Source organism: Endozoicomonas sp. SESOKO1, assembly GCF_024606265.1.
Classification (GTDB): Bacteria; Pseudomonadota; Gammaproteobacteria; order Pseudomonadales; family Endozoicomonadaceae; genus Endozoicomonas.
Genome location: NZ_JAHHPP010000095.1, coordinates 1 through 13,597, shown reverse-complemented (window position 1 = coordinate 13,597; position 13,597 = coordinate 1). Strand labels below are relative to the sequence as shown.

At 51.9% G+C, this 13,597-nt stretch carries 11 protein-coding genes and 2 pseudogenes; 6 read left to right on the top strand and 7 right to left on the bottom strand.

The window, feature by feature from the left end:
• Positions 1 to 336 precede the first annotated feature (336 nt).
• Complete coding sequence (locus KDK13_RS05155) at positions 337 to 897, top strand: NUDIX hydrolase (RefSeq protein ID WP_257283877.1); 561 nt, start codon at positions 337 to 339, stop codon at positions 895 to 897.
• Here KDK13_RS05155 and KDK13_RS05150 read toward each other — a convergent pair.
• Genes KDK13_RS05150 through KDK13_RS05140 form a run of 3 tightly spaced genes read right to left on the bottom strand, consistent with a single transcriptional unit; the run spans position 872 to position 3,431 of the window.
• Positions 872 to 1,210, bottom strand: coding sequence for a hypothetical protein (locus KDK13_RS05150; protein WP_306671005.1), 339 nt, complete (start codon positions 1,208 to 1,210; stop codon positions 872 to 874). The genes KDK13_RS05155 and KDK13_RS05150 overlap by 26 nt on opposite strands.
• Complete coding sequence (locus tag KDK13_RS05145; RefSeq protein WP_257283876.1) at positions 1,210 to 2,247, bottom strand: acyltransferase; 1,038 nt, start codon at positions 2,245 to 2,247, stop codon at positions 1,210 to 1,212. The genes KDK13_RS05150 and KDK13_RS05145 overlap by 1 nt, the downstream gene beginning before the upstream one ends.
• Before the next feature lie 23 nt (positions 2,248 to 2,270).
• A complete protein-coding gene (locus KDK13_RS05140; protein ID WP_257283875.1) occupies positions 2,271 to 3,431 on the bottom strand; it encodes a 1-acyl-sn-glycerol-3-phosphate acyltransferase in 1,161 nt (386 codons plus the stop codon).
• 314 nt (positions 3,432 to 3,745) lie between these two features.
• Here KDK13_RS05140 and KDK13_RS05135 point away from each other — a divergent pair, with 314 nt between their 5' ends.
• The 4 genes from KDK13_RS05135 (at position 3,746) to KDK13_RS05120 (ending at position 8,596) form a co-directional block, all read left to right on the top strand.
• Positions 3,746 to 4,339: a tetratricopeptide repeat protein gene (locus KDK13_RS05135; protein WP_257283873.1), complete on the top strand. Its 594-nt coding sequence runs from the start codon at positions 3,746 to 3,748 to the stop codon at positions 4,337 to 4,339.
• Between the two features lie 19 nt (positions 4,340 to 4,358).
• On the top strand, positions 4,359 to 4,604 hold the full coding sequence (locus KDK13_RS05130; protein WP_257283872.1) for a DUF2007 domain-containing protein: 246 nt from the start codon (positions 4,359 to 4,361) through the stop codon (positions 4,602 to 4,604).
• A gap of 3 nt (positions 4,605 to 4,607) precedes the next feature.
• Complete coding sequence (locus tag KDK13_RS05125) at positions 4,608 to 5,213, top strand: SOS response-associated peptidase (protein ID WP_257283871.1); 606 nt, start codon at positions 4,608 to 4,610, stop codon at positions 5,211 to 5,213.
• Between the two features lie 83 nt (positions 5,214 to 5,296).
• Positions 5,297 to 8,596: an ATP-binding protein gene (locus KDK13_RS05120; protein WP_257283870.1), complete on the top strand. Its 3,300-nt coding sequence runs from the start codon at positions 5,297 to 5,299 to the stop codon at positions 8,594 to 8,596.
• 62 nt (positions 8,597 to 8,658) lie between these two features.
• Here KDK13_RS05120 and KDK13_RS18980 read toward each other — a convergent pair.
• The 4 genes and pseudogenes from KDK13_RS18980 to KDK13_RS05105 form a co-directional block, all read right to left on the bottom strand.
• A pseudogene (locus KDK13_RS18980) lies at positions 8,659 to 9,100 on the bottom strand (DUF3394 domain-containing protein).
• Between the two features lie 357 nt (positions 9,101 to 9,457).
• A complete protein-coding gene (locus KDK13_RS18975) occupies positions 9,458 to 10,759 on the bottom strand; it encodes a TRAP transporter fused permease subunit (RefSeq protein WP_306671004.1) in 1,302 nt (433 codons plus the stop codon).
• A gap of 276 nt (positions 10,760 to 11,035) precedes the next feature.
• Positions 11,036 to 12,021: pseudogene (locus KDK13_RS05110) on the bottom strand (TAXI family TRAP transporter solute-binding subunit).
• A 372-nt stretch (positions 12,022 to 12,393) separates the two neighbouring features.
• Positions 12,394 to 12,882, bottom strand: a complete 489-nt coding sequence (locus tag KDK13_RS05105) for a YchJ family protein (RefSeq protein ID WP_257283869.1) — start codon at positions 12,880 to 12,882, stop codon at positions 12,394 to 12,396.
• A gap of 269 nt (positions 12,883 to 13,151) precedes the next feature.
• On the opposite strand from KDK13_RS05105, the gene KDK13_RS05100 reads away from it, so the two are divergent.
• Positions 13,152 to 13,597: hypothetical protein (locus KDK13_RS05100; RefSeq protein ID WP_257283868.1), on the top strand; the 446-nt coding region annotated here is incomplete at its 3' end.

Genomic DNA, 13,597 nt, shown 5'->3' with positions numbered 1-13,597 from the left:
CCTTTGTTTACCACAGAGGCGCAGAGTACACAGAGGAGGAAGAAAGGCTTTTTTTCTTGTAATTGCTCAGAATTTGTAGGCGAATCATATTCCTGAAAAAAATGAGCAGTTACTTTTTTTCTCTGTGTCCTCTGCGTCTCTGTGGTGAACAAAACAGGGAAGTTATTTCGGGACGATACCTTGGTACCACATCGAGAATAATCATAATTTCTGTTATTAATTCTTCGTCGTGTATTTTCCAAAACTCTTTGTTGATCCCTTTGTTCATCCCCGAGGGTTTGATACTCTGGTATGGTTGCTCTTTACCCGTCTGCCAGAAACAAGGAGTGAAAGTTGATGACAGGATTCTCTACCCATTACTGCAGTGTCTGCGGCCATGAGACTCGAAAAAAAGTGCCTGAAGGGGATCATCGCCTGCGGGATGTGTGTGATTACTGTCAAACCATTCATTATCAGAACCCCCGGGTTATCACCGGCTGTCTGCCCGTTTACCGGGATAAGGTCTTGATGTGCAAACGGGCGATTGAGCCCAGGAAAGGTTTCTGGACACTGCCTGGTGGCTTTATGGAGTTGGGAGAAACCATCGAAGAGGGGGCGGCACGGGAGACCCGCGAAGAAGCCTGTGCCGATGTCACCATCGAATCACTCTATACCCTGTTTAATGTGGTGCATGTAGGTCAGTTGTCGGCTTTCTTTCTGGCGAGACTGGAGCGCCCGGATTATGCACCGGGGGAGGAGAGTCTGGAGGTTGCCCTGTTTGCAGAAGATGAGATTCCCTGGGATCAACTGGCATTTTCTACCATTGGCCGGACGCTGCGCCATTATTTTGCCGATCGTCAGGAAGGCGTGTTTCCCATGAGGCTTGAGTATGTTAATCCTCCGGAGCGTCGAGACTGACCCGGTGGTAATCAAATGCAGGTACCTCATAGGGATGTGCCTGCGCAAGAGCCTGTATCACGCTTTTTAAATAACGCCCCTGACAAATCATTTCTACTTTCCAGGTCTCTTCTGAATGGATTTTACCGGGTTGTCCGGAGAATGGCTGGCTTCCCTTCAAGGGTCGAAACTGGCCGGTCCCGGGGGTTTGCCAGCAACAGCTGTCGTATTTTCCATAACGACCAGCCCCCGCAGTAAACATGGCCTGTTTGACTGGTTCAAGGAAGGCTGAGGGAATCATGACACAGATTTTGTAAATCAGTTTGTCAGGCATCAGGGCACCAGCCAGGCGGTTATGGGGAAACGGGCCAGCAGCCGGGCCAGCATCAGCGACAGTATGGTCACTACCCCGGTGATCAGGGGAATCGTCAGCAGCGTCGGAGTTGGGGAAAAACCCAGCTCCCGAATGGGCCAGAGCAGTAGCGGGTGAACAAGGTAGAGTCCCAGACTGTAGCGGCTGATAAACGACACCAGCTGCCGCCACTTGCCGGACACCGCATCCCCATAACGATAGGTCAGGGCAAAAAGTAACCCTGCTACCAGCGCGGTATTGATGGTTTTGTAAGAAGTAAAACGTCCCGGTGAATACACACCCGCATCGGTGGAGAGCATCCAGATACCGGCCACTGAGGACACCAGGGCGATCATCCCAAGACTCACCAGGGCAAGGTGCTGAAGCGTATCGAGGGGTGCGCGGCGCAGGGCGTAACCGAATACCAGATAACCACCATACATAATTACGCCGGTCATCCACGGCGAATCAACCCTGAAAAAATAGAGCAGGGTCAGCACCAGCCAACCGAACACCAGCATCCACAGCTGGTCATCAGACAGTTTTTGTACCACCGGCGTCAAAAAGGGGATCACCAGATAAAGGGGCAAAAAATAGTAATAGAAACCGAGGTGATACCAGGTCGGCTTTTCCAGAGCATTGACCAACAGGGTTTGGGCTACAGAAAAGTCATAGGCCAGGGCAACATCATGGGACAGGTTTATACCTGCCAGAAACGCATACCCTGTCGACCAGGCCACAAAGGGCACCAATACCTTGCTACACCGATGGGTAAGGTAATAACGCAGATTAAATGGACGGGTATCCGCCAGCATCAGGGCGCCAGTGACCATAATAAACACCGGAACCGCCCAGCGACTGAGCACATTGAAGCCAATGGCCGCCAGCCAGTTGCCACTGCCAACATCCAGGTTACGGTAAGGCCCGAGGACGTGAATCACAACCACGGCGATGGCGGCGACACAACGCAACAGATCGATAAAAAAATAGTTCTGTCGTCCGGATGTTCGGATAGTCATTTTGATTCATGTGATTGTGTGGTTCAGTTTTTGTCACAACGGAAACGATTAATCACCGGCTGGGCGTACATCTTCAGGAACCACGGACGGTATGGCTCAGGGCAGCGCTCCAGGTGTCGGGTAAATTCATCGCGTTTTTTCTCCAGGTCGGTATCCGGAAATAGTTCACTGATCCCCGGAACCTGCACAGGCTGGTCTATCTCACTGCTGATCGCTTCCCAGGCAAACAGGTTGGATGGCTGCAGCTGATAGTTATGGTGAATCTGCTGGTTGACCTCTTTAACCACCGAGGCCGCATCGTCGAAGTCCTGTGTCAGGGGTTTACCAAAAGCGACATGCACATGCCCTTTGTAACCTTCTATGCCCGTGACAATGCTGTTCAAGTCTTCATTATCGGCTTTCTGATACTGGCCGGTCTGTTGTTTCTCATGGAGTTCGCGGGCCTTGTCGCAGTCGCAGGGATCAAACTCGTAGGCGATGGAGACGGGCACAATATTCAGTGAGCGAATATTGTCGGCAAAAGCGGTCTGCCTGTCACGGCGGCTCAGGTTAAACATCTTGATAATTGCCGGGTCGGTCTGGTCATTACCATCTTTTGCCCGGCCTTCACTCTGGGCAATCCAGACCGGCTGGCCGGAATCGATGCAGTGATGAATATAGGCAGAGAGGTTCTGGAAGGCGAGTAGCTTTTCCCGTCGCCCGGACAGTGACCGTTTAACGATAAAGCTTTTGTTCAGGCGCATCAGGTCACTGACGAAAGGGCGCTTGACCAGGTTGTCACCAATGGCTATCTGGCAGGTTTCCATGCCGTTAAGGTAGAGCGCATAGTTGACCAGGGCCGGATCCAGGACAATATCCCGATGGTTGGATAGAAACAGGTAGGCACTGTCTTTTGTCAGGTGCTCAATGCCTGAAAAAGAGACCTTATTCGTGGTGGTTTTGATGACCCGGGTCAGATAGGGTTCGATGATCGCCTGAAAATCCCGGACATTATGAATATTCCGGGTTTTGTACTTTAACGCCAGGGAGGTTATCCAGGTCATGGCTTTGGAAAACTGTCGGGCCAAACCGGGGTAACGGTGCTTTGCCATCACACTGAGCAGGTCTTTATCCGTTAACAGGCGTTCAAGTGTGGGCCGGACCTCATGGTCATGGTAAGGGCGGATATCGTCAAAAGCTTCCATTTGTGCCAGTGCTTTGAGGTCAGATAAGGAAAAAATCGTTATTGTATTTCATTGATTGACAGCCGGTCTGTATAGACACTGTCGCGTAATGTAACTGAGTCGCATTCGGGATGCAAACCAGGGACTTCTCACAACATCAGTGTTCGTGCAGTTGGATTGATCGTGATGGCGGAACCTGTTGCCGGGTTGCTTTTATCGCATACACGGGAATCACTGTGAGGAATACCTGCAAAACCGCGCCTGAACATCATATAATCCCGGTTTCAGGTTCCCGGAACCTGACCATTTATAAAAAAGCCAGGCAGGGGATGTTCATGTTGAAGCAGTTTAAGAGTGCTTTCAGTTTGGTTGTATTGCTGGTGACGCTGCCGGTCTCAGCCACCACTGTGGTTAGCGAAGTTGAGGCCCGGGGTGCTATCGCTCAAAAAGAGTCGTTGGTTTCTGGCAAGGCCAGTGGGCAGCTAAGCGAGGCTATTGACATTCTGCACTCAGGCCGGGAAGCAAACGCCGCGAAAGCCATTAAAAATTTGCAGCGTATTGCCCGTCAGGGGGATCAGCCAGCCCGGGCTGAAGCCATGCTCTGGTTGGGAAGAGCTTATCGTGACGGGCTTGCCGGGACCGGTAAGGATATTGCCAAAGCCTTTGATTATTTCCAGCAGGCAGCCGGGCGTGAAGGGCTTAATTCGGAAGCGCAGTATGAGCTTGGACGGGACTATCTGAATGGAGAAGGCACTGATCGCAACCTGATCGCCGCCTATATGTGGACAGAGCTCAGCCTGCAGGACCCATCGAAAATATCGGCTTCGGCAGAAGCTCAGAAAGCCAGGCTGGTCACTATGCTCAATACGGTTCAACTGGAAAAAGCCAGACAGCTGGTGGATCAGCTGAAGACTCTTTATCTGAAATAATCAGGTTCTTTTATAGCAAATGATTAAAGTGTATAGCCCGGAAAATCTGGTTGAAGCCCAGTGCCTGAAGGACCTGCTGACCAGTCGTGGTATTTTCTGCCACCTGGCGGGTGTAGACCTGATCGGTGCCATGGGGGAGTTGCCCGCCATTGGTTTGCTGGCGCTGTATGTTGATGATGCTGATGCAGGTCTGGCAAAAGCGTTGATTGACGATTACCTGAATGCTGAGCCTGAGCCGGGAGATGATCCGGAAGAGAGAGCGTAATTCATGTGCAGCCGTTACTCATTCAACCTGTCCAGGCTTGACCTTGGCTTCCTCGGTATCAACGATATTGTATCCTGTAAACCCGTTCAGCATGTGGTGCCGGGGCAGCAGGTATGGTTGGTTCGATACAACGAGCAGGGTGCTCCTGAGCTGGCTCAGGCCAAGTGGGGGCTTGTGCCTTCATGGTTGCAGGATTTATCCCGTGCCCAGATCAATGCCCGTGTGGAGACGGCAGCTGAGTCACGGATGTTCAGAAAAGCCTGGCAGGACCGGCGTTGCCTTATTCTGGCGGACAGCTACTACCAGTGGCATATGACACAGGGCAACCGTCGTCAGCTATGGCGTATTGGTGCAAAGGAGGGATCCCTGATACTGATGGCCGGATTATGGGAGCGATTCACGGTGGACAGCACCCTTTCCTTTGATTCCTGTGCGGTGTTAACCATGCCGGCAATGTCGCCGTTGATGATGATCGCTGAGCGAATGCCTGCGCTGCTTACGGCTACTCATGCACAGCGCTGGCTATCGGGAGAACCTTTTGATATTGAACGTTTTTCTGCCTCTCTTGCCAGCTTTCCCTGGCACAGCCGGAACATCCTGAAGGGCTGACTTTGAGTTGCCAGGAATCTCCATTCACTGCTGAAATGCTGGTCTATCATTAGCGTTCGTTGTGGCCGTGTGCAGTGAACCCAGTGCAATTCTCCATCAGAAAAAAAATCATTTTTTTTACTGTCGTGCCTGTCACGCTTCTGTATAACCTGATCTTTGGTATCCATCTCTACTTCTCGCTCAAACAGGCTACGGATGCCGTAGCCAGAGGGTTGATTGAGCAGGTCTGGCACAATGCCGGCAAGATTGACAGTCATACCCGGCAGTTGATGACCATGACCTCCTTCATGGCGGATATGCTGAGTCGGATGCCAGTAACTGACCATGCCATGATAAAACACTTTCTCAGTGATCTGGTGGAAAGAAACTCCCTGGTTCGGGGCTTCACTTATGTCAAGCTTGGCAGCCGCTTTCAGCACTGGGATGTGTTTCATGCCTATATGGACGGAGACAGGGTGAAACTGGATGAAACCGTCGATACCGGCCTGTTTCCTGCCCAGTTCTGGTGGGCTAATCAGGGGCAGCAGAAAGAAGGGTTCTGGACATCACCCAGAGGGTCCGCGGATAAAGGGTGGATCGTCAGCTATATCGTACCGGTCTTTTCAGCAAACACGCTGTATGGCTATTTCTGGATGGATATCAGCCTTGCCGACCTGCGCCATCAGCTGGTGGAAAACACCACGGGAAATGCCAGTTTTTCCATTGTTAATGGTGCCGGGGAATACCTGCAGACGGACAGTGAAACGCCAAAGCGATATCAGTTAAACAGCATTCACCAAAGCCAGTTCTATTACGGTTCGCCGGGCTTGTGGAGTGACCTTGAAGAGCTGATTGAAAGAGGTGAGCCGGCTTTCCGACACAAGTGGGTGCCGGTTCGGCAGAATGAGTACTGGCTGATGGGGGCACCGATTAAATCGGCCTCCTGGTGGATGATCAGTTATGCCCCGAGGGAAACGGTGCTGGCACCGGTTATTGATCAGGCGGAGATCAATGCATTGCTGATGCTGCTCTCCCTGATGCTTATTTTTACCTGTGCCAGCCTGGTGTCGGTGAGAATTACCCGTCCGATTATCCGGTTAAAGCGAGCCATGGATGACTTTACCTACCGCCGGGTAAAGCCGGTGCTTGCCCATATCAGCCGGGATGAAATTGGCAGTTTGACCGAGAGTTTCCAGCAACTGGTGACCCGGCTGGCTGACCGGGAGAAGGCACTTCATAAGGCCAGAACCAGCAATATAGATCATTTACTGGAGCGGCTGAGGGGGAACTATTTCTATTTCAACCTCAATAAAGATGGTTGTGTTACCCATGTCAGTCCGTCAATAGAAGCCATTCTGGGCTACACACAAAACGAATTTCTTCGTCCATTGATCGGGTTTCTTGCTACCCGGGACAGCAAATTCCGTTTCCGGGATCAGTTCCGTGAGGCCAAGCAGGGGCGGTGGGGCGATACCTTTGAGCTGGATATCCGGCATCTGAACGGCAGTATCCGCCGGCTGGAAATCTTCTGGAGTGATATGGGGGATCTGGAAGGCAGGCAATATCTTGTGGAAGGGCTGGCCAATGATATTACCGATCGGGTAAGCGATACCAAAAAATTCAAGCTGTTGCTGGACAGCGCCCCGGATGCCACCATCATTGCCACACCGGAAGGTATTATTGGCATGGCCAACAGCAGGACGGAAGACCTGTTTGGCTTTCATCGGGAAGACCTGGTCAATATGCCCCTGAGCCTGCTGACGCCGCTGGAAAACCGCCTGGGGCACCCTCTGCTGGGCGATCTGGAAAAGGCCAGTTGGGAGCAGTTGTGCCTGGTGGGTTATGAATCCAGGGGTATCGATCGTAAAGGCCGGGTTTTTCCGGTAGAAATCACCAGTAACCCGTTGAAAACCGATGATGGACTGCTGATTTCCATGGTGGTTCGCGATATCACTGAGCGCAAACGCATTGAACATGAGTTGATGCGGGCCAAGGAGGAGGCAGAGCGGGCCAACCTGGCCAAAGGTCTGTTCCTCTCCAATATGAGTCACGAGTTGAGAACACCGTTGAATGGCGTGCTTGGCAATGCCCAGCTGCTGTTAAGAAACCTCTCGTTAACCTCTGCCCAGCGCAAAAGCCTGAATACCATTGAGGCCAGTGGACAGCATTTGCTGTCGCTGATTAACGATATTCTTGATTTAACCAAAATTGAGTCCAGCAAGATCGAGTTACACCCTTCTGCCGTCCGGTTGCTGGAGTTACTGCGAGGGGTGCGGAACATTCTGATGGAAAGAGCGGTCAGCAAGGGGCTGGAGTTACGTCTGCTGCCCATTGGCGCGTTACCGGAAATCGTGATGCTGGATGAAATCAAGGTTCGCCAGGTGCTGCTGAACCTGCTCAGCAATGGGGTTAAATACACGGTTAAGGGGTGGGTTGAATGCAGGGTGTCAGTAGCGGGCAACGATATTGTCTTTGAAGTCCGTGACACCGGTGTCGGTATTGCCCATGAAGATCTGGAGAAGGTCTTTGAACCTTTTCGACAGGTTCACCTGGGGTTGCAGATTGGTGGCACTGGTCTGGGGCTGGCGATCAGCCGGCGGCTGGTCTCCGCCATGGGTGGGGAGCTTGATGTCATCAGCGAGCCGGGCCGGGGGAGTCGTTTTATTTTTGTCCTGCCGCTGGTTATGGGCAGTTTTGAAGCGCTGAAAGAGCATCAGCGTCTTTTGCCGGGTTCCATTTATGTGCATCTGGATGAACGGTTCCAGGGGGTCCGGGTGCTGGTGGTGGATGATGTTGAAAGTAATCGGGATATGATGGCCGGATTGCTTGATTCAGCCGGCTTCCGGGTTGATACCGCTGGTAATGGCCTGCAGGCGGTTGAAGCGGTAAAGCAGGTGGACTTCGACTTGATTTTGATGGATATCTCCATGCCGGTAATGGATGGGGTGACAGCGATCCGGAAAATCCGTGAACTTCCCGGGAAGACAACCGTCAAGGCCGTGGCTGTGACCGCCAGTGTCAGTCATGAGGCCAGGGAGCGGTTGTTGATTCAGGGCTTTGATGAGTACATTGGCAAGCCGCTGGATGCCGGGCTGATGTTTGATAAAATCCGCTGTCTGCTGGGTGTGGACTATGTCACCGTGTCGCCAAAACCGGAATGGAATGAGGAGGCTTTGCTGCAAAGTCTCCGGGAAATGCGCATGGATACCTTTGTTCATGCCATTATTTCTGCTTTTGAGCAGGGCGATCTGGAGTCCCTGGAACAGGCGCTTCACTCATTTGAGAACGACCCGGCATTGACCGAAGTTATTGGCTTCCTGCTGATGCTGACGGCGGATATGGACATTGCCCGGCTGGAAAATTTTATAGGTCAGCTGGTAGAAAATTTTGACAGGGAAAGGTGAGGTATTATCTTTCGTTCCCACGGGATCGTGGGAACGAGATGCAGGTGTGTGTATATCAGGGCTTAGCTGCACTGGCCCAATCTGCGCCTTTGTCCAAGGAAAATGAACAGCAGCAGAATAAAGGCGGGTATCCATATCAGTTGTTTTGGCAGTCGATCTGCCGGAACTTCCAGACGATGAATCTGCCAGTCAAAATCAATACCGGCCTGCTGAGCCTCGCTGTTGAAGTCAACCATATCAATGACCAGGTCATCCCCATCAATCAGGACTTCAAGCCCCATGTGGCGGAATCGGTCATCAGCAGAGGCCCGGTCGCCAGCGGGAAGAATAACCAACCGGTTTACCTTCCAGTGTTTCTCCAGCGACCCACAGCCGCGCATCAGCCTGGTCAGGCAGTGCTTCAACCTGGGCAACAATGTTGCGGCCTTCATGGGTTTCATAGGGAGGGTAAACCTCATCCCACCAGAAATCTGGCCTGAACAGGGTAAAGGCAATCAGCAGCATAAGAATGATACTGTCGGCAGAAATCCATTCCACGAACTCGGTCATTACCAGGCCGACACCGGTCAGCGTAACCGCACCCACAACGATACCGGCGGTTGCGGTGGCAACACCAATACCGATCATATTCCGGGCCCCGGTGGTCATCCCGTCAATCAGATCCAGAAAGCCTTCTTGCAGATGCGTGGTTGTTTGTTCCTTGCGCAGTAGATCAATCAGGGTTTTATGGGTCAGCGTGATGAACACCATGACCAGGGTTGCCCAGAAGGCAGAGAGCCCAGGGGAGTAGCGCTCAACGGTCAGACACCACAGTAACACCACCAGGGGCAGCAAATAATAGAGACCCCGCTTGATGGTTGGTCAGGGCACCGGAGTACTGCGAATATCCTCTTCAATATTGTTGATGAGATCCGGTTGCCTGGCAGCCACTTTCAGAAGCACCAGATAACTGGCCAGCAATACCAGCGTGATGATCCAGAGGGCGTGCTCTCCCATATACTGTCTGGTCCAGCCAATACCGTAATAGATGCCAGCGCCCAGCAGGCAGAGTCCGGCAAAGGAGCCTGTGAATGACGTCAGTACCTGGGTCCTGGTGCGGGTAACACTTCTTGGCAGACCCTGCATGCCCGCTTTCACGGCTTCAAGGTGAACAATGTAAAACAGGGCGTGACGGATAACATCGATGTAAGAGATGCCGACATACTCCACCATCAGGAACGCAGCAGCGCCCATAATAGGCGGCGTCAGTTGTCCATTGGTAGAGGCGGCAACCTCAATGGCGCCTGCCTTGTGAGCAGGGAAGCCGACCCGTTTCATCAGGGGGATGGTGAAGGTTCCGGTGGTGACCACGTTGGCGATGGACGAGCCGGAAACCACACCACTGAGGCCGGATGACACCACAGCCGCCTTGGCCGGTCCACCTTTGAGGTGACCCAGCAGGGAGAACGCCACCTGAATGAAGTAATTGCCCGCACCGGCCTTTTCCAGCAGTGAACCAAACAACACAAACAGGAAAACAAAACTGGTGGAGACACCCAGGGCAACACCAAAAACGCCTTCAGTGGTAATCCAGAAATGTGACAGCGCCTTGTTGAGACTGGCACCTTTGTGGGCAATAACATCCGGCATGTAAGGGCCGACAAAGGCATAGGTGATAAATACCGCCGCCACCACCATCAGTGGCGGCCCCAGCGCCCGGCGGGTTGCTTCCAGCAGAAGCAGTATCCCTGCTCCGGCCGTGACCAGGTCCAGGGTAACGGGGGCTCCGGCACGGGTAGCCAGCTCCCGGTGGAAAATATAAAGATAGGCGGCGCAGAAGCTACCCGTCAGTGCAAATAGCCAGTCAGTAACGGGTATTTGATTGGCAAACGATTTTTTCCGGCCAGGGAAGGCAATAAATGCCAGGAATATGGCAAAGGCAAGATGGATTGCCCGGGCCTGCCCATCATTAAAAATACCGACATTGAAAATATACGGCAGAGGTGATGCATTCCACAGCTGAAACAGTGACCAGCTGAGGGCTGTGCCCAGTAATACCAGTCTGGATTTGCCAATGGGTTGGCGGCCACCCTGTTCGGACTGGTTAACCATTTGTTCAGCAGATTGTTCTGAAGAGCCTGCTGTCGGTGAATTGTTCAGCTTATCGCTGTTGACTGCTTCCATAATGCACCTGTTGTTATTGCAGGTCGGCTCCTGAGGGAGCCGACCTTCGCGCAGAGATCCTTTCAGAGGTTTTGCGACAACCGCTTAACCTTTGCCGTGAAAAATATTTTGCTTAACCATTTTTCATCCCTGAGGCTGGTGCAAAATATTTTCACGCGCCATGGGCATTTGTTTGGAAAAGACTGTAAATGTCATCACGCAGAGTTCAGGCAGCACCCGGGATGACATCAACATGCATTGGGGAAGGTGCTATTACACCTTCCCGTGCAGGAGCGTTCAGAGAAGTCCTGCTTCCTGATAGTAACGCCTGGCACCGTCATGAAGCGGGATGCTGAGGCCATCGGACACCATCTCTTCTTTTTTCAGGGTGCCAAAAGCCTGGTGCAGCTTTTTGAAGGTGGACAGATCTTCAAATACGGCCTTGGTAACCTGATAGATCGCTTCTTGGCTGGCATCAGTGGAGGATACAAAGGTTGCCGCAACACCAAAGGTCTGTACGTCCCGGTCGTTGCCCTTGTACATGCCGCCGGGGATGATAGCGGTGCGGTAGTAGGGGTTGTCGTTGATCAACTGGTTGACTTTATCACCGGCAACGGTGACCAGTACGGTATCACAGGAGGTGGTTGCTTCCTTGAAAGATCCGGACGGGTGGCCAACGGTGTAGACAAAGGCGTCAATCTTGTTATCACACAGTGCAGTGCCTTGGCATGCTCGGCTGCTTTCAACTCAGAAACCAGGGAGAAGCTGTCGTGTGTCCAGCCATACACTTTCATCAGCTGTTCCATGGTACCACGCTGACCGGAGCCCGGGTTGCCAATGTTGACGCGCTTCCCTTTCAGGTCTTCAAATTTGCTGATGCCGGCATCTGCCTTGGCCAGAATGGTAAAGGCTTCCGGGTGTACCGAGAAAATCGCCCGCAGGTCTTTGTTGGCACCTTGCTGTTTAAAGGCGCTGGTTCCCCGGTAGGCATGGAACTGCCAGTCCGACTGGACGATCCCCATATCGAGCTCACCGGCACGGATGGTGTTCAGGTTGTAAATAGAACCACCGGTACTTTCTACCGAGCAACGGATGCCATGCTCTTTGCGTCCCTTATTCACCAGGCGACAGATAGCACCGCCGGTTGGGTAGTAAACGCCGGTTACACCACCGGTACCGATGGTGACAAACTGCTGGCCGGATGCGCTTGCAGCAGCGGTGGAGGAGATGGCAGCAAAGCCTGCCCCCAGAATGGCAAGTCCCAGTTTCTTGAAAATGGTCATTGTCAGTCCTCTTGATTTGAGCTTTTTTTTACCATGGAAAAAGAGTCAGGCATTGAGCGTCAGTTCTGTTGGATCCCGGGTTATTAATCCGGACAGAGCTGATCACTGCTGAACCGTACTTCTCGTTCATGGCTGTTATATTCAGTCCGGGCCGCATATCCATGTTGCCCCCCTGACTGATTTGATGCACTTAAGTAGCTAACCATAAATGGCACGCGCAGTAATTTGCCTGTCAGGTTATCGCGTTTTTTTTAGTAATTGGCACAGTAACCTGATGAAGGTGAGTGACGCTACCATGTTCAAGTGGTGATTTCCTTGATCTTTATCTATTAATTCTCGGTAAATGCCTATCTTGTTCCGGGGTTTTCGGCCTCACTGCGAACAACACTTTTTAAACTTCCTGCCACTGCCACAGGGGCAGGGATCATTTCTGCCAACCGTTTCTGTTCTGATGACTGCCATTCCCGGATATACAAAGTACCAGTGATCTTCCTTTTTTATAAAAGAAGAACGTTCATGGTGAATTTTTTCCGGGCTTGATAGTGATTCTTTAAACCAGGCCCTGAACTCAACAATGCCTGTCTGGTCGGATGTTTTGCCAGCCTCGGTCTCAATAATCTCCAGTTTTTGCCAGAGCGTTCCGGCGGATTGCTGGTAGATGGCCTGCTGTTTGATGCTTTCCTGCTGTCCGGGGTGGGTTGTTGCCACCAGGTATTGAATGTCTGCCAGGGTATAGGCCGTATAACGGGAGCGCATTAATGCCTCTGCGGTTGGGGCAGGTTCTCCCGAAATAAAGGGGCCACAACAATCAGGAAACGTTTTATCTGAGCCACAGGGGCAATTTGAGGAGTGAGTGGACATTGGTTACTACTCGAAAACAGCATGCGCCGGGTGCGTGAACAAGATATTTAAATTGAAATATCAATACTAACCCAATGCTGCAAGGGCTGTAAAAATAAAGGCAATCAAGCAGTTAGCCCGATGTAACAGAACGAGTTCGCTTTTCTGTCAGTAGTTATGACCCTGCTGTTATGGGAACAGGGAATAAAACTTCTGTAAGATTAAATGCCATAAATGCCCTGAAATAAGGTCAGTAATTATTTCTGATAAAATCCATGGAGGAAGTGTTTATGCAAGCTTTGGACAATACCAATACCAATACCAATACCCTGCCGTTTGGATCAATGATCCCAGAACCCGCCGCTCACCAGCAGGGCAGCCAATTTTCGGGCAGGGCGACCACCACATCCCATGCCACAAGACAGGTTGAAAGTAACCGGTCATTCGATGAAACGCCCTCACTGGCAGATCGCTTAATCTATCCATTTTATGCCGCCAAAAATCGGCTCCTGAAAATGGCTGGTATAGGTGCACATGCCGGATATTTTTCGCCAATACTCAGTGCAGGCGTTGTTTGTGGCACAGTCGGTGGCGTTATTGGCAGTACCGTTGGTAATTTAATTAAATGTCTGTTTTTTCCAAACTCTGACGAATCTGCGGGCTCAGCGGGTTTTTATGTCGGATTTTATGCGGGTTCTTTGCTGGCCGTTCCTGCCGGCGTCGCCCTTGGTGTGGT